This is a genomic window from Aeromonas rivipollensis (genome assembly GCF_037811135.1).
GTDB classification, from domain to species: domain Bacteria; phylum Pseudomonadota; class Gammaproteobacteria; order Enterobacterales; family Aeromonadaceae; genus Aeromonas; species Aeromonas rivipollensis.
Map to the genome: position 1 here is coordinate 1,987,324 of NZ_CP149130.1, position 16,009 is coordinate 2,003,332.

At 62.7% G+C, this 16,009-nt stretch carries 16 protein-coding genes; 9 read left to right on the top strand and 7 right to left on the bottom strand.

Annotated features, from left to right (window positions below; all coding sequences use genetic code 11):
- Positions 1 to 33 precede the first annotated feature (33 nt).
- Positions 34 to 933, bottom strand: a complete 900-nt coding sequence (locus WIR04_RS09090; protein WP_338892068.1) for an aldo/keto reductase family oxidoreductase — start codon at positions 931 to 933, stop codon at positions 34 to 36.
- A gap of 177 nt (positions 934 to 1,110) precedes the next feature.
- Between WIR04_RS09090 and WIR04_RS09095 the strand changes: the two genes are divergently transcribed.
- The 3 genes from WIR04_RS09095 to ltaE all read left to right on the top strand — a co-directional run bounded on the left by WIR04_RS09095 (position 1,111) and on the right by ltaE (position 3,403).
- Positions 1,111 to 1,518, top strand: a complete 408-nt coding sequence (locus WIR04_RS09095; protein ID WP_025327205.1) for a transcriptional regulator — start codon at positions 1,111 to 1,113, stop codon at positions 1,516 to 1,518.
- Between the two features lie 74 nt (positions 1,519 to 1,592).
- Complete coding sequence (locus tag WIR04_RS09100; protein ID WP_247626377.1) at positions 1,593 to 2,300, top strand: short-chain dehydrogenase; 708 nt, start codon at positions 1,593 to 1,595, stop codon at positions 2,298 to 2,300.
- Between the two features lie 86 nt (positions 2,301 to 2,386).
- Positions 2,387 to 3,403: a low-specificity L-threonine aldolase gene (gene ltaE / locus WIR04_RS09105; protein ID WP_338892074.1), complete on the top strand. Its 1,017-nt coding sequence runs from the start codon at positions 2,387 to 2,389 to the stop codon at positions 3,401 to 3,403.
- Positions 3,404 to 3,469: 66 nt separating this feature from the next.
- Here ltaE and WIR04_RS09110 read toward each other — a convergent pair whose 3' ends face one another.
- The 4 genes from WIR04_RS09110 to WIR04_RS09125 all read right to left on the bottom strand — a co-directional run bounded on the left by WIR04_RS09110 (position 3,470) and on the right by WIR04_RS09125 (position 6,800).
- Complete coding sequence (locus WIR04_RS09110; RefSeq protein ID WP_338892076.1) at positions 3,470 to 3,901, bottom strand: PAS domain-containing protein; 432 nt, start codon at positions 3,899 to 3,901, stop codon at positions 3,470 to 3,472.
- 106 nt (positions 3,902 to 4,007) lie between these two features.
- A complete protein-coding gene (locus WIR04_RS09115; RefSeq protein WP_338892078.1) occupies positions 4,008 to 5,030 on the bottom strand; it encodes a response regulator in 1,023 nt (340 codons plus the stop codon).
- A 46-nt stretch (positions 5,031 to 5,076) separates the two neighbouring features.
- On the bottom strand, positions 5,077 to 6,021 hold the full coding sequence (locus tag WIR04_RS09120) for a LysR family transcriptional regulator (protein ID WP_025327200.1): 945 nt from the start codon (positions 6,019 to 6,021) through the stop codon (positions 5,077 to 5,079).
- Between the two features lie 77 nt (positions 6,022 to 6,098).
- Positions 6,099 to 6,800 (bottom strand): DUF2982 domain-containing protein, encoded by a 702-nt coding sequence (locus tag WIR04_RS09125; protein ID WP_338892080.1) that lies wholly within the window; start codon positions 6,798 to 6,800, stop codon positions 6,099 to 6,101.
- A gap of 169 nt (positions 6,801 to 6,969) precedes the next feature.
- Here WIR04_RS09125 and WIR04_RS09130 point away from each other — a divergent pair, with 169 nt between their 5' ends.
- From WIR04_RS09130 to WIR04_RS09150, 5 genes are all read left to right on the top strand, one after another.
- Positions 6,970 to 8,910, top strand: coding sequence for an EAL domain-containing protein (locus WIR04_RS09130; RefSeq protein WP_025327198.1), 1,941 nt, complete (start codon positions 6,970 to 6,972; stop codon positions 8,908 to 8,910).
- Between the two features lie 153 nt (positions 8,911 to 9,063).
- Positions 9,064 to 10,626, top strand: coding sequence for an AbgT family transporter (locus WIR04_RS09135; RefSeq protein ID WP_042650274.1), 1,563 nt, complete (start codon positions 9,064 to 9,066; stop codon positions 10,624 to 10,626).
- A gap of 67 nt (positions 10,627 to 10,693) precedes the next feature.
- On the top strand, positions 10,694 to 11,419 hold the full coding sequence (gene nfsA / locus WIR04_RS09140; protein ID WP_338892083.1) for an oxygen-insensitive NADPH nitroreductase: 726 nt from the start codon (positions 10,694 to 10,696) through the stop codon (positions 11,417 to 11,419).
- A 159-nt stretch (positions 11,420 to 11,578) separates the two neighbouring features.
- The gene (locus tag WIR04_RS09145; protein ID WP_025327195.1) at positions 11,579 to 12,343 is read left to right on the top strand and encodes a hypothetical protein; all 765 of its coding nucleotides are present in this window, start codon (positions 11,579 to 11,581) and stop codon (positions 12,341 to 12,343) included.
- Positions 12,337 to 12,888: a VOC family protein gene (locus WIR04_RS09150; RefSeq protein WP_338892086.1), complete on the top strand. Its 552-nt coding sequence runs from the start codon at positions 12,337 to 12,339 to the stop codon at positions 12,886 to 12,888. The genes WIR04_RS09145 and WIR04_RS09150 overlap by 7 nt, the downstream gene beginning before the upstream one ends.
- A gap of 15 nt (positions 12,889 to 12,903) precedes the next feature.
- Here WIR04_RS09150 and WIR04_RS09155 read toward each other — a convergent pair whose 3' ends face one another.
- On the bottom strand, positions 12,904 to 14,124 hold the full coding sequence (locus WIR04_RS09155) for an MFS transporter (protein WP_338892088.1): 1,221 nt from the start codon (positions 14,122 to 14,124) through the stop codon (positions 12,904 to 12,906).
- A gap of 93 nt (positions 14,125 to 14,217) precedes the next feature.
- Here WIR04_RS09155 and WIR04_RS09160 point away from each other — a divergent pair, with 93 nt between their 5' ends.
- Complete coding sequence (locus WIR04_RS09160) at positions 14,218 to 15,144, top strand: LysR family transcriptional regulator (protein WP_338892090.1); 927 nt, start codon at positions 14,218 to 14,220, stop codon at positions 15,142 to 15,144.
- 59 nt (positions 15,145 to 15,203) lie between these two features.
- Here WIR04_RS09160 and ribA read toward each other — a convergent pair whose 3' ends face one another.
- The gene (gene ribA / locus WIR04_RS09165) at positions 15,204 to 15,797 is read right to left on the bottom strand and encodes a GTP cyclohydrolase II (protein ID WP_025327191.1); all 594 of its coding nucleotides are present in this window, start codon (positions 15,795 to 15,797) and stop codon (positions 15,204 to 15,206) included.
- Positions 15,798 to 16,009 lie beyond the last annotated feature (212 nt).

Sequence of the window (16,009 nt, forward strand, 5' to 3'; positions counted from 1 at the left end):
TTTTGTTTGCCTCGCGCTCAGTGGCGGGCGGGATCAGGGCACATCGTAACCCAGGGCGGCCTTGCGGATGCGGAACCACTGCTGGCGGTTGAGCTGGATGGACTCGGCCGCCACGGCGGCGGCGATCCGCTCCCGCTTGCCCGAGCCGATGAGCGGCAGCGGCTGGCTCGGCAGCATCATCACCCAGGCGTAGACCACCTGCTCTATGTGCTGAGCGCCCACTTCATGGCGGATCTGCTCGAGCTCGGCCCGCAGCGGGGCATAGGCGGGATCGTTGAACAGCCGTCCGCCACCGAGGCAGGACCAGGCCATGGGTTTGATACCCAGTTGCTGGCACTGATCCAGGGCGCCATCCAGCGTCCCTTCCTGGTGCAGCGGCGAGATCTCCAGCTGGTTGGTGACCAGGGGGAAGGGCAGGCGCGATTGCAGCAGAGTGAACTGATGGGGGGTGAAGTTGGAGACACCGGCGTGCTTGATCTTGCCCGCCTGCTCGAGGCTGATGAAGGCCTCGGCCACCTCGTCGGCATTCATCAAGGGATCCGGGCGGTGGATCAGCAGCAGATCCAGGTGATCGGTGCCGAGCTTTTGCAAGGAGGCCTCGGCGCTGGCAATGATGTGCTCCTTGCTGGTGTTGTAGTGATTGAGGGCATGTTCCGGCTTGGCGGTGAGGGCGATGCCGCACTTGCTGACAATCTCCATCCGGCTGCGCAGAGAGGGCTCCAGACGCAGGGCCTGGCCGAAGGCCTCCTCGCACTGGTAACCGCCGTAGATATCGGCGTGATCTATGGTGGTGACCCCGAGATCCAGATGGTATTTCATCAGATCCAGCAGGGCGGCCGGGGAGAGTTGCCACTCCATCAGGCGCCAGTAGCCCATGATGAGGCGGGAGAAGGTGGGGCCTTGATGGTGCAGGGCAAGATGGGATACGGACATGGTGACTCCTCTACGGATAAAGAGACGAACAAATAAAGGCAGAATCAATGCTGCCAGCATCTTGGTCTCTTCTGGCGGACAAGGCAATAATACCCCCCTCGCGAATTCGAACTATGGTTCTGACCGACACAGGGGCCCAAGGCAGAGGCGGGCCAAAAAGACGATGGAGAGGTTGTGATGGAAGGATTTGCCGCCAGGCTGCAGAGCCTGATCGGGGAGGGCAGCGTCAGCGCCTTCGCCCGCAAGGTGGGGCTGAGTGAAGCCCTGATCCGCAAGTATCTGAAAGGGGCCGAGCCCGGCCTTGGCAAGGCGAACCAGATCGCCATGGGGGCCAACTGCTCACTGGAGTGGCTCGCCACCGGCTGCGGTTACCTCTACCGCCAGGCCGAGGTGGTGGACAGGGACGCGCTGGCGGCGGCGGGGGCGTTGGTGCAGGAGAAGCTCCCCGGCCAGCCGCTGCCGGACGAGCAGCACCTGGTCACCCTGCTCGCCTACTACCAGTTCCTGCGCAGCCACAAGCAGGCGGACGGCTTTCTTGATCTGGCGCGGGCGCGGGAGTTCGGCCGTCATCTGGCAGAGGCCTGAGGCCGTGGGGGTCCCCGGCAGGCCGCCATTCTTCTGATACCCTCTAAGCAATGGACAAATCCAAGGACACACAGATGAGTTATCTGATCCTGGGCAGTGGCGGATTGGGGGGGGCTCTGGCGCACGAACTCGCCAGCCGTGGCGAAGAGTGGTTGCTGGCGGGCAGGCAGTTGCCAAAAGGGCTGGATCCCGCCTGCTATTTCCCGTTGCAGGAGGTGGACCCGCTCTCCTTCGAGGCCCTGTTCACCCTCTATGACACCACCACACTGCCGACGGTGGTGATCAATACCATAGGTCTGCTGCACGATCTCAATCACATGCCGGAGCGGCGGGTGGAGGAGGTGAGCCCCCAGTGGCTTGGGGAGAGCCTGCAGGCCAATGCCTGGCCCCACCTGGCCCTGGGTGCCAGCCTGAGTCGGCTCATGACCCCCGAGAGTCGGCTGTGGCTCTGCTCTCTCTCGGATCTGGCGGGCAGCCTGGGGACCGGCAATCTGGAGGCTGTCGGGCGCTACAGCTACCGGATGAGCAAGGCGGCCCTCAACATGGGGGCCAGGATCCTGGCCGCCGAGTGGGCCGAGCGCTTCCCCGGCGCCGGCGTCATCACGGTGCACCCCGGGCTCATGGATACCCCCATGCAGCAGCCCTTCCGGCAGGGGCTTGACCCGGCCCTGTTGCAGGATCCCGCCCTGGTGGCACCGCAATTGCTGGATCTCCTGGCCTCGCTGACCCTGGCGCACTCCGGCCGCTTCGTGGACTTGCGCGGCCAGCCGCTGCCCTGGTGAGCCGCCGGGTTCACATTCCCGCCCCCCATCCCTTGCCAGCATGATGCCGGCTGGTTAATGTCATGCTCCTGCATCAGGAGGATGACATGCGCTATATCGATTTACGAAGTGATACCGTGACCCAACCCACGGAAGCCATGCGCCAGAGCATGCTGCACGCCGAGGTGGGCGATGATGTCTACGGGGAAGATCCCAGCATCAATGCACTGGAGCGTCGGGGTGCCGAGCTGCTGGGCAAAGAGGCGGCCCTGTTCGTGCCATCCGGCACCATGTCCAACCTGCTGGCGATGATGAGCCACTGCCAGCGCGGGGAAGGGGCCGTGCTGGGTTCCGCTTCCCACATCTATCGCTACGAGGCGCAGGGCTCTGCCGTGCTGGGCTCGGTGGCCCTGCAGTCTGTCCCCATGCAGGCCGACGGTACCCTGGCCCTGAGCGACGTGCGGGCCGCCATAGCCCCCGATGACGCCCACTTCGTCCAGACCCGGCTGGTGTGCCTTGAAAATACCCACAATGGCAAGGTGCTGCCGCTGCATTACCTGCGCGAGATGCGCGATTTTGTGGATGAGCACGGCTTGCTGCTGCACCTGGACGGGGCCCGCCTCTTCAATGCGGTGGTGGCGAGCGGCGAGCCGGTCGCGGCGATAGCGGCCCCCTTCGACAGCATCTCCGTCTGCCTCTCCAAGGGGCTGGGGGCGCCGGTCGGTTCATTGCTGGTGGGCTCCCATGGCTTCATCGCGCGGGCCAGACGGCTGCGCAAGATGCTGGGGGGCGGCATGCGTCAGGGGGGGATCCTGGCCCAGGCCGCCCTGTTCGCCCTGGATCAGCACGTCACCCGGCTGGCGGACGATCATCGCCGCGCCAGGCGTCTGGCTGAGGGGCTGGCCCCCTTGCCTGGCATAGCGCTCAATATGGAAGAGGTACAGACCAACATGGTGTTCCTGCGCTTGACGCAGGGGGATCCCGCCACCTTGCTCGGCTTCATGAAGGAGCGCGGCATCCTCTTCTCCGGCTATGGGGAGCTGAGGCTGGTGACCCACCTGCAGATCACCGATGACGACATCGACGAGGTGATAGATGCCTTCACCGAGTTCCTGAACGGTTGAGCCTGATCGGCATGAAGCGAAGAAGGGCGCCTGATGGCGCCCTTCTTGTGTCTCTGTGCCGAGGACTTATCCCTGGCGCTGGCCCCTGATCAGCATGGCCTCGTCGGTGGCGTCGTAGATCATGATGGCCAGATGGGTGACCTCTCCGCCAAAATCGGCCAGGGGCACCAGGGTCAGGTTTTGGTACATGTGGGGTGCCGAGCCTGTGATGGGGCGATAGTTGGAGAAGCGCAGCAGATAGGGGCGCTGCTCCCAGGTGCTGAAGGCGCGGTTGTTGAGCTTGAACACCATGTTCGCCTTGCGCTCCAGCCAGGCGCAGTCCACGTCGGGGAAGAGGTCGAACAGCACCTGATCGCGCACCTCGCCGGCCAGTCGGCCGCTATGGCTCTCCATGAAACCGTTCCATACCTGTACCCGGTAGCCCTTGTCGAGCACGACCAGCCCCACGTCCAGGTTCTGGACTATGTTCATCAGCCAATGAAATTCCCGGATTTCCATGGTCACTCCTGGTGCCTGAGTCTGTGTTGTTGATGCTGGCGACGGGATCTAATCGCTAGAGCATGTGCATTAACTTGTTATTGATGCTGGCGATGGGATCACACCGCTAGAGCATATGCATGATCTTGTTGTTCATGGTGGCGATGGAGTCTTCGGTGAACAGCAGCAGCAGGTCGCACTGCACCGCATACCCCTGCACCCGGTAGTTGATCTCGATGGCCAGGGTGCGGCGCCAACGGCTCTGGTTGGTGCGAATGAGATCCCTAATGGGCCTGTGCTGACCGAGTACCACGGGATGGCCCTGGCTGAAGGGGGTGTCGAGCTGGTTGGCATAGCCGCGCAGGAAGGCCCCGATCAAGACGTTGGCGGTATCCATCAGCAGTTCCAGCTCGGCGTTGTGGTCCAGCACCCCCTGATGGTTCATCAGGCGTGCCAAGTCCTGGAAGCTGGCATCGTGAAACAGCAGCAGCGCCTCGCCGGCTATGCCGGCCCCGATGAAGCCCTGGCAGACGGCGGAGAGGGTATCCGACTCGGCGGCAGCCGAGAGGGCCATGTGCAGCTCGGAGACCTCCAGCACGTTGACGTTGGGGATGGGCAGCAGCACGAAGGCATCCAGCAGGCGAGCCAGCAGATCGGCCCCCTGGCCCATGGCGACGTTGGCGAGCTCCTGATAGACATCCCGCAGCTCGGGGGTGAACTGAATGGTGCTCTCGAGGGGGGCGTGACCTGCGACGACAAGGGCGGGTGCGACGGCCGGGTGGGGCGCCGCTTGCCACAAGCCGTGGCGGCCGAGCAGGGCGAGCAGGCTATCCGGCGAGGCCGGTTTCTTGATGAAATCGAGTGCCCCGAGGGCCATGACGCGGGCGTGGGCTTCCGGCTGGATATCGCCGGAGACCACTATCACCTTGCTGCGCAGCCCCTCGCGCTTGAGGGTCTCCAGCACGCCATAGCCATCCATTTCCGGCATGGTCAGATCGAGAAAGATCAGATCGCCGTGGCCCATCAGGATCTGCTCCACCCCTTCCAGGCCGTCAGCGGCCTGGTGCAGGGTGACATTCCAGCCGGCAGGCAGGGCGCGCATCAACTGCTTGCGAGCGAACCCCGAGTCATCACATATCAATACATTCATAGTGTTAGCCGACCTGTGCAACGAGGATTGCGCTAAGTGTGGGCGATCAACCGTCAGATGCAACGGGCAGCGGCATGGCCGGCAAAAATTGATCGTCCCGCTGATGATGGCGATAGCGTGCGGAGTATTTCTCGACGAAATCGGCAAACATCTTAACACGCAACGGCGTGAACTGGGGCTGGCAATGGAGCATGTAGAAGGGGCGCTTGCCCGCCTGCCAGTCCGGCAGCACGGCGACCAGCTGCTCGTCCTGCAGGAAGGGGTGCACATAGTGCAGGGGGGCATTGACGATGCCGAGGTGGCGCCGGGCCGCCCGCACGGCGGCCTGGGTCTGGTTGACGTTCAGGCGCGGTGTCCGCTTGATCTGCACCGTCTGCTGGTCCCGCCCGCTCAGCTGCCAGTGCTGGTGGGGCCAGCAGTAGATGAGATCGTGCTCTTCCAGCTGCGCCGGGTGGGAGGGGATGCCCATCTTCTCCAGATAGAGGGGGGAGGCAAACAGGCCGTATTCTATGTGGCCGAGGCAGAGGGCATTGGGCAGGGTCTGGGAGAGCTCGCCGTTGAAAAACACCAGATCCCTGTCCTGATCACAGAGGGGGGCCTGATCATTGGTCTGGCTGATGTCGAACTGTACCCCGGGATAGCGCAGACCGAAGTCGGCCAGCATGTCGACCAGGATGGTGTTGGAGAGGGCGATGGGCGCGGCGAGGCGGATAAGACCGCTGATGTCCCTCTCCTGGCCCTGGATCTCGCCGGTTGCCTGCTCGATTTCGGCCAGCGGCGTGCACAGGCGCTCGTAATAGCGCAGCCCCTCGTCGGTGAGGCGCAGCTTGCGGGTGGAGCGGTGCAGCAAGGCGCACCCGAGCTGTTCTTCCAGTTGTGAGATGCGTCGACTGATGGTGCCGGTCGGCATGCCCAGCGCGGCGGCGGCGTGGGAGAAACCGCCCTCTTGCACCACCTTGACGAACAGATAGAACTCTTCGATGTACTTCATAAGCGGCTTAGGGGGTGTTTGTAACAAGCCCGTGACCTTATGAAGAGTCGCCAGGCTTGGCAAGCGCAATCCGGCGTTTAATTGATCTGGATTAGATTCGACTCGCGCTGGTACTGATTGAGCAAATGGACGAAGTCGGCGGGGGGGCGGTCCAGGCTGTTGTCCGGCACCAGAAGATCATAACCCAGCAGATCCCGCAGTCTGGCCATGCGGTTGCCCAGCATGGCGATCACCCCATCGTACTGCTGGCCTGAGGGGGAACGAAAGCGGCTCTCCTCCAGCAGCCCCTCGCCAAGCAGTCCGCTGCCGCAGCCTCCGGTGAGGCAGTCGGGGCGCTCGCTGTTGATGGCCTGCAACAGCACGGCCCGCTGCTCGGTCAGCAGGCGAACGGCCAGTCTGGGTGTGATCAGCGTCAAGAAATCGTCGTAATCCTTAATCTTCAAGCCGATGTAGGGCAGGGGCACCAGATCCCACCCTAAATGGATACGTGGCTGGTCAATTCGCTGAATATTTCTCCATTTCAGGATCCAGCCACCGTACTTATGGTGATATTGCAGACAATCCTGACACAGGGAGAGACTAAAATGAGGCTCAGACAGTTTCAGCGCACCGACAAGAATTGTCATCAGACCAGTCAGCAGGAGGAAGATGACCGGCATTAGTAGTTGTTCAGGAAAGAAAAAAAGTATAAAAATCATAGCAATGGTTATGACCATGCCCAACAATACCAGTGTGAGCCCATTTCTTCTGACCATGGGGATCACATGTAGCGTTTTCATATGATTTCGGCCCTTTTTCACCTGCCTGTTTCCAGATTATGGGTCGGAACGGATTTTGTACCAGCACGGACGCCTTTGCCAAAGACGGGTCCAGGCTGGTTCTGCCATGAGCTTTCAGCATGAATCATCACTCAACATGAATACGCTAGACGAACGCCTGCTTACCGCGATGGACGTGCTTCATACTCCCATCTGGGTCTATGACATCCAGCGTCACCACATTTACTGGGCCAATGGCTCCGCCCTGGGATTGTGGGAGGCGAGCTCCCTGGCCGAGCTGCAATCCCGCGACTTCTCGGCCGACATGGCCGCCGCCATCGATCTGCTGTTGCAGCGTTATCTCGGTGATTTTCAACAGGATCGCAGTTACAACGAGTGGTGGACCCTCTCCCCCAAGGGCGTCAAGAAGCAGGTCTATCTGCGCCTCTCCGGCATCCAGCTCGCCGGGCGGCAGATGATGATGACGGAGGCGGTCATCGATGCCGACACCCTCTATCAGGAGTCCTCCCTCGCCACCGGCGATACCCTGGCCTGCCTGTTCGACAATCAGGGGTGCCTCGAGAGCGGCAACCACCACTTCGACATGTGCTTTGGCACCGGCATCACCCGGCTGGCCCAGGTCTTCTCCGGCGACGATGGGGCCTTCTACACCCGGCTCTCCCGGGTGGGGGAGGTGGTGGCCGAGGGGGAGTGCCGAACCCAGAAGGGGATGCGCTGGTTCCAGTATCAGTTCCGCCACATCCAGCAGGGGGCCCGGATCCTGCTGACCATGCGGGACATCACGGATCGCAAGCTCGAGGAGCTCGAACACCGCCACCTGGCCTGGCACGACTCCCTCACCGGCCTGCTCAATCGCTACGGCCTGATGAAGTCCCTCGAGGCCTATTGCGGCCTGGGGGGGCGCTTCGCCCTGGTGTTCATGGATCTCGACAACTTCAAGCTGGTCAATGACAACTATGGCCACAAGGCGGGGGATCGCCTGCTGGAGCGGGTAGCCGGCCGGCTCAAGCAGATCTGCCCACGGGACGTGGAGCTGGCGCGCCTCGGCGGGGACGAGTTCACCGCCCTGGTGCCCCTCAGTCAGGCCAGCGAGCGGGCGCAGGAGGTGGCGGATCTCATGCTCTCCCAGATGAGCAAGCCGCTGCAGCTGAGCGGGGTGCCCGAGGTCACCATAGGCGGCAGCATCGGCATCGCCATCTATCCGGACGACGCGGACGACGGGGACAACCTCATCACCCGCGCCGACATGGCCATGTACCAGGCCAAGCAGATGGGGCGCCTGCGCTGGCAGCGCTTCACCCCCAGCATGCAGCAGAGCCTGCACCGCAAGTTGACTCTGAAGCAGTTTCTGGCCAAGGCCGTCGGCCGGGGTGAACTGAGCCTGCGCTATCAACCCCAGGTGGACGTGGCCCAGGGGAAGCTCATCGGCCTGGAGGCACTGCTGCGCTGGTACAACCCCGTGCTCGGCCACGTCTCGCCGGCGGAGTTCATTCCGCTTGCCGAAGAGATGGGGCTGATCCGTGAAATAGGGAGTTGGGTGCTCGCCACCGCCTTGGCCCAGATGGGGGAGTGGCAGCGCCAATGGCAGGTACGGGTGCCGGTGTCGGTCAACCTCTCCGGCTTCCAGCTCTCCGCCTCCCTGCCGGGGCAGGTGGCGCAGCAGCTCAGGGAGTCCGGGGTCGAGGCGGGCCTTCTGACCCTGGAGCTGACCGAAACCGTGCTGATGCTGGACATGAAGGGCTGCATCGAGATCCTCGACGCCCTGAGCGAGCAGGGGATCAAGATCGCCATCGACGACTTTGGTACCGGCTACTCGTCGCTCGCCTACCTCAACCGTCTGCCCATCGACACCATCAAGCTGGATCGCTCCTTCGTGGTGGGGCTCAACCTGCCGGTGATCCGGGCCACCGTGGCCATGGCCACCAGCCTGGGGCTCGGGATCCTGGCGGAAGGGGTGGAGGACGAGCACGAGCTGGCGGCCCTGCGGGCCCAGGGCTGTCATGTCTTCCAGGGGTTCCTGTTCAGCACCCCCATGACCCCGGAGGAGGTGGCGGCGGCAGGCTTCGGGATCCGCTGCAAGCTTGGTCACTATCCGCTGATCAGCACCTGATACCACCGCTGACACTGTGCGGCATGTCCCATTTCAGGAGCGCGACATGCCAAATTAAACATAATTAATCGAATTTTTGTCTCATATCATGGGATTCATTAGACGTTATCGCTAGTATGCGCGCTCATTCCTTGGTAATGGAGTATCACCATAATGAGTCAAGCCGCAGTGAACGAGCGTCCGGCCAGTCCCAATGGCTGGTTGAACCGCTTCCTGAACGGGGTCGAGAAGGCGGGCAACAAGCTGCCGGATCCCGCCATGTTGTTCCTCTATGCCTTGCTGATCGTCTGGGTCGGCTCCTGGATAGGTTCCCAGTTCTCCTTCGATCTGGTCAACCCCCGCACCGGGGAGGCCGTGGTGGTCAACAACCTGCTGACCGGGGCAGGGCTGGCCGAGTTTCTCGCCAGCATGGTCACCACCTTCACCGGCTTTGCGCCGCTCGGCATAGTGCTGGTGGCCATGCTGGGGGTCGGGGTGGCCGAGCAGTCCGGCTTCATCAACACCGGCCTGAAGAAGCTGCTCAAGGTCACACCGGCGCGCTTCCTGACCCCCATGCTGATCCTGGTGGCCATCGTCAGCCATACGGCGGCAGATGCGGGCTACGTGCTGGTGATCCCCATCGGCGGCATCATCTTCCATGCGGCGGGCCGTCACCCGCTGGCGGGGATTGCCGCTGCCTTTGCCGGGGTCTCCGGCGGCTTTGCCGCCAACTTCCTGCCCTCCGGCGGGGATGCCCTGCTGCAGGGGTTCACCCAGTCGGCGGCCCAGCTGCTCGACCCCGACTACATGGTCAACACCCTGTGCAACATCATCTTCACCGGCGCCTCCTCCCTGCTGATCATCTGCGTGGGCTGGTTTGTCACCGAGAAGATAGTGGAGCCACGCCTCAAGCAGGTGCCCCTCAACGAGGATCTGGAGAGTGCCGACGAGATGGGGCGCTACAGCGCGCAGGAGAGCCGGGCCTTCAACTGGGCCGGGTTTGCCATGCTGGCGGCCGTGGTGCTGCTGGGGCTGGCCCTGTCCCCGGACGACTCGCCGATGCGGGCACCGGATGGATCGCTCACCACCTTCGCGGCACCCGTGATGAAGTCCATCGTGCCGCTCATCTTCCTGCTCTTCATTCTGCCCGGCATCGTCTACGGCTTCGTGGCGGGAAGCTTCAAGAGCGGCAAGGATGTGATCGATGCCATGTCCGCCACCATGAACAAGATGGGCTCCTACATGGTGATGGCCTTCTTCTGCGCCCTCTTCATCAAGGCGTTCGGTGACTCCAACCTGGGAACCCTGCTGGCCCTCTCCGGCGCCGAGGTGCTCCACGCCCTGGCGCTGCCGGGGGAGGTGACCATCGTCGGCATGATTCTGCTCACCGCCAGCGTCAACCTGGTGGTGGGCTCGGCCTCGGCCAAGTGGGCCCTCATCAGTCCCATCCTGGTGCCCATGCTGATGGCGGTGGGGATCTCGCCGGAGCTGACCCAGGCCGCCTATCGGGTAGGGGATTCCGCCTCCAACATCATCACCCCGCTGATGGTCTTCTTCCCCTTGGTGGTGGTCTATTGCCAGCAGTATGTGAAGAGCACCGGCATCGGCACCCTGGTCTCCATGATGCTGCCCTACTCCCTGGCCTTCCTGGTGAGCTGGACATGCTTCCTGCTGCTCTACTGGGCGCTGGGCTTCCCGCTCGGGCTGCAAGCTCCCTATGTGTATCCTGCCCCCTGAGGGTGACGAGGGGCCTTGGGCCCCTCGCTTTTTTTGGGTACAGTGTGACCTTCATTTTGGAGGCACCATGAACCCGACCATCGATCTCATCCTTTCCCATCGCTCCATTCGTCAGTTCACCCCTGAGCCCATCAGCGCCTCGCAACTCGATCAGATACTGAGCGCCGCCCAGAGCGCCTCCAGCTCCAGCTTCCTGCAGGCCAACAGCCTCATCCGGGTGACGGACAAGGAGCTGCGCGCCACCCTGGCCGAGCTGGCCGGCCATCAGGCCTATGTGGCCGAGGCGGCGGAGTTCCTGCTGTTTTGCGCCGACTATCAACGCCACAGCCAGATAGTACCGGACGCCCAGACCGGTTTCGTGGAGCAGCTCATGATCGGCGCCATCGACGGGGCCCTGATGGCCCAGAATGCCCTGCTGGCGGCCCAGTCCCTGGGCCTTGGCGGCGTCTACATCGGCGGCATTCGCAACAACCCGGCGGCGGTGAGCGAGCTGCTGGGACTGCCCCATCAGGTGATACCGCTGTTCGGTCTCTGCCTGGGTCATCCCGCCCAGCAGCCGGAGCAGAAGCCGCGGCTGCCCCGCGCCCTGGTGGTGCACGAGAACCGCTATCCAGAGACGCTCGATCGCGCCCTGCTGGCGCAATACGATGAGCAGATTCATGACTACTACCTGGCCCGCAGCAGCAACAACAAGGTGCAGACCTGGAGCGGACAGATCAAGGCCATCCTCGGCAAGGAGGCGCGTCCCTTCATGCTGGGCTTCCTCCAGTCGAAGGGTTTTTGCCTCAAGTAATGGGGGCGGCGGGCGATATGGAGCATGAGGCCCCGGGCATCGCCATTGCCGCGGCTCCCTTGCGTTGTTGTGAGGCAAGGTGCGATCTGGGCGCTACCCTATGCGGGTAAGCTGTTGTAGGATCACGCAATTGGATTGGGACAGGAGTGTGAATACCCTATGATTTTAACCTTGATATTGCTGTCGATTGGCGCACTCCTGTTTCTGGTCATCGCCTATAACGTGGTGCAGCAATACAAACAGAAGGCGGAAGCCGACAAGCGCCAGGCCATCGCCCGCCACAAGGCAGTGGCGGACGAGACGGAGGAGGTGCTGCTGAACGTCAACCTGGTGCCCTTCTCCAAGAACATGGTGCTGCTGCTGCAACACCGGATCCTGGATGCCTACCGCGCCATAGTGCAGGTCATGCCGAACGCCCAGGTCAAGCAGCGCATCATCGACGTCCAGACCCAGATCAAGAACGTGCAGGAAAACTACAGCAGTCAGGACGAGGGGCACTTCAAGACCCCTGAGTCCGACCGTCAGGCGATCCAGATGCTGCAGCTGGCCAAGAAGATGCGGGCCGTGCTGCGGGTCGAGCACAACAAGGGCAAGATAGACCCTCAGGGGTTTGCCCAGGAAGATCGCCGCCTCGAGCTGATGCAGCTCAAGATCAACATCGCCAACCTGATCAAGCGGGCCATGGATGCCCAGATCCAGGGGCAGTACGGCACCTGCCGTCAGCTCTATACCAAGGGGCTCGGCGCCCTGGCCAATGTCTCCGACAAGGATCCCTACCTGCTGGCGCGGGAAGAGGACATGCGCCAGGGGATGCGCCAGCTGGAAGAGCATCTGCAGCAGCACAGCGAGAAGGAGCTGCAAAACATCAAGGACAAAGAAGCGGACGAGCTCGATGTCCTGTTCCAACCCAAGAAGAAATGGTGATCATGTCTCATCCACTGGATACCACGCTGGGGCCCATGGCCCCATTCGTTTGCCAACTGCTCACTGAAATGCACGCCCTCATGGGGGAGTGCGACGCCCCTGTGGTAGATCATCTCTGCTACCGCGCCGCCAGCTTGCCGGAATACCTGGCCCTGAAAGAGACGCTGGCGCGCCATGGGGTGCTGCTGGTGGAGGGAATGATAGGAGGCCGTCCCATCGCCACCTATCGTCTGCATCAGCCCGTCTGCTGGCAGCAGGTTACTGTCCCTTGCATCGAGCTGGCCGCCCCCAAGGCGGGCCGTGCCCATCAGGCGGGGCTGGAGCACATAGAGCTGGTGGTGCCCTCACTGCCTGCGCTGGTTGCCGCGCACCCCGGGCTTGCGTTCAAGACTGCCAACATGGACGACGGGCGCAACCCGGATGTGGGGCTGATGCTGCCTTCGGGGCAAATCAAGTTTCATCTGCGCCCTTTGAGCGAGGTGATCGACGAGGAGCTGCACACCGGCGCCGTGGTGCCGGTGCCGGCGGACTATTACGACGCCTAGTGAGTCGAGGGCCCGTCACTGGCGTGACGGGGCGTGACAGGAGAGGGGCGGCGCCGCGCGCCCCTTGAGATGGCCGAGCCAGAGGCTCAAGGCGGCGGTGACGCACAAAACCAGCTCTATGCCGAGCACCAATCCCCAGAGACCCCCCCGCTCCCAGAAGGGATGCAAGTAAAGCCCCCCCAGACTGGCCCCCAGATAATACCCCACCAGATAGAGCGATGAGGCCAATGCTCTGTTGTGCTCCACATGCTGGCCTACCCAGGCGCTGGCGCAGGCGTGGGCGAGGAAGAAGCCGAAACTCGAGACAAGCAACCCCCCGATGATGGCGGCAAGGGTCCCCTGCAGCAGGGCGAGACTGCCGAGAGCCATCAGGGCTATCCCCGCCAGCAGCAGGCGCTGCGCCCCAAAGCGATGGGCGCAGCGGCCGCTCAGGGAGGAGGCGAGGGTGCCGGTGAGGTAGGTCAGAAACAGCATGCCGAGCCACTGGGTCGGCAGGGAGAAGGGGGCCTTGGCCAGCAGGAAGGTAAGGTAGCTGTACTGGTTCAGGAAGACCATGAAGTTGAGCCCGCCGATGAGATAGGCCCCCAGCAGCAAGGGGTTGCCGAGGTGGCTCTGGATGGCGCGGCGCAACTGCCCCGGGGTGGCCTCCACGGCCACGAAGCGGGTCTGGGCGGGTAGCAACCAGATGACCAGCGGCAGCAGGGCCAAGCTGATGAGGCCGATACCGAGGAAGGTGTGCTGCCAGTCGCCAAACCAGCCGGCCAGCAGACCGCCGACCACCCGGCCGGCGATGCCGCCGAGGGAGTTGGCGGCGATGTAGATCCCCACCGCCGAGAGCAGGGCGCGTTTGCTGAACTCTTCTCCCATGTAGGCGATGGCGGTGGCAGGCAGCCCGGCCAGGAGCGCCCCCTGCAGGATGCGCAGGCACACCAGCAGATCGAAGCGGGTCACCCAAGGAATGCACAGGGAGAGCAGTATGGCGCAGGTCAAGGTCCACAGCATGATCCGGCGACGCCCGAACCTGTCCGCCAGGCGAGCGCAGATGAGCAGCGATCCCGCGAGCCCGGCGGTGCAGCCCGCTAGGGTCCATCCCGCCGAGAGGGAGCTGACGGAGAACACCTCCGCCAGCAGGGGTAGCAGGGGGTGGGTCTGATAGAGATTGAGAAATACCAGGAAGGAGCCCAGGCTGAGGGCCAGGGTGGCGCGTATCCATTCGCGACTGCCTACTTCGATCATATGGAGTTGTCCCGACGACTTTTGTGCAGGGTAGTGGGTCGCTCTATATAAATATAATATATTTAAGTTATCAGTCTGATAAATGGAATTGATATGGATCTAAAACAGCTCGGCTACCTGCTGGCGGTGCGGGACGCGGGCTCCTTCACCAAGGCCGCCCAGGGCCTGCACGTGGCGCAACCGGCCGTCAGCATGGCCATCGCCAAACTGGAGCAACAACTCGATCTGCGCCTGTTCGACAGGCAGGATCGCATTGTGCGGCTTACCCCGGAGGGGGAGGTGCTCTGCCGTCACGCCGAGCGGCTGCTGCTGCAGATGCACCAGGCAGAGGCGGAGATGGCCGAACTCAAGGGACTGGAGCGGGGGGAAGTGCGCATCGGCATTCCCTACATGATGGGCTCCTATTATTTCCCACCGATCCTGATGGCCTTCAAGCATCGCTACCCCGGTTTGAAGATCCGGGTGGAGGAGGCGGGCACCCGCGAGCTGCTCAGTCGCATGGTGGACGGCAGCCTGGATCTCGCCATCCTCATCACCAGCGACTTGCCGCCAGCCCTCGAGGGTGCCCAGCTGCTGCGGGAAGAGATGCTGATGGTGGTGGGGGAGGAGCATCCCCTGCGCGGGGTCGGCGCCGTCTCGCTGCCGCAGTTTTTCAGCCAGGAGCTCGCCATGTTCCGGCGGGGCTTCTACCACAGAGAGCACATGGAGGCGCTGGCGCAGGGCCTGGGTGTAGAGCCCAACATCGGCTTCGAGAGCAACCTCATCCCCCTGCTCAAGGCGGTGGTGAGGCAGGGGTTTGCCGTGACCACCTTCCTGCGCATGGCGCTGGAGGAGGAGACGGCCCTCAGCGGCATCCCCTTTGCTCCGCCCATCTTCCTCGATCTCTGCGTGGCCTGGCGGCGGGGAGATCCTCTCTCCATGGCCAACCGGGCACTGCGGGATTTCCTGCTGGCACAGGCCAATCCCGAGCCAACCCCGGACGGAGCTCCGGGGGACAACAATCCGGGGGACAACAAATAGGGCAGCAAAAACGCCTCCCGATGGGAGGCGTTTTCTATGGCAAGGATGACAGATGGACCTTACTTCTTGAAAAGATGATCCAGCTTGTTCGCCTTGGTGGAGAGATAGAACTCGTTGTGGGGATTGCGACCCTCCTGCAGGGGGACGCGCTCGGCCACCGGAATTCCAAAGGATTCCATCGCCTTCAGCTTGCGCGGGTTATTGGTCATCAGGCGCAGGCTCTTGACCTCCAAGGCCTTCAGCATATCGGCACAGATGGTGTAATCGCGCATGTCGGCGGCAAAGCCCAGTGCCACGTTGGCCTCGACGGTGTCGGCGCCCTGATCCTGCAGATGATAGGCCCGGATCTTGTTGAGCAGGCCTATACCACGACCTTCCTGACGGACATACAACAAGACGCCGCGACCGGCCTTGGCGATCTTCTCCATGGCGGCCTGCAACTGGAAGCCGCAGTCGCAGCGCAGGCTGAACAGGGCATCCCCGGTCAGACACTCGGAATGAATTCGTCCCAGTACGGGCTCACCGTCCGCGATATCGCCCATCACCAGCGCGGCATGATCCTTGCCGGTGCCGGTTTCCTGAAAACCAACCAGCGTGAAGGTGCCCCAGGGGGTCGGCAACTTGGATTTGGCCACGAGGGTAACGCTGCTCATATGGTTGCTCCTGACTACAGCTGCTTAAAAAAGGCGGCCAGTTTAGCGCGCCTTGTCCATAACAACCATAAGAACAAAACCTTGCAGGAGGGATGGTTTCCCGGATTGGTCATAATAGGCGCAATCGCGACGACTTTTGCGCAATTGTGCACCCTGACAACTGCCAGCGCCGGTGCATTCGGGTATAATCGGCGCCCATTACCCCATCCCGC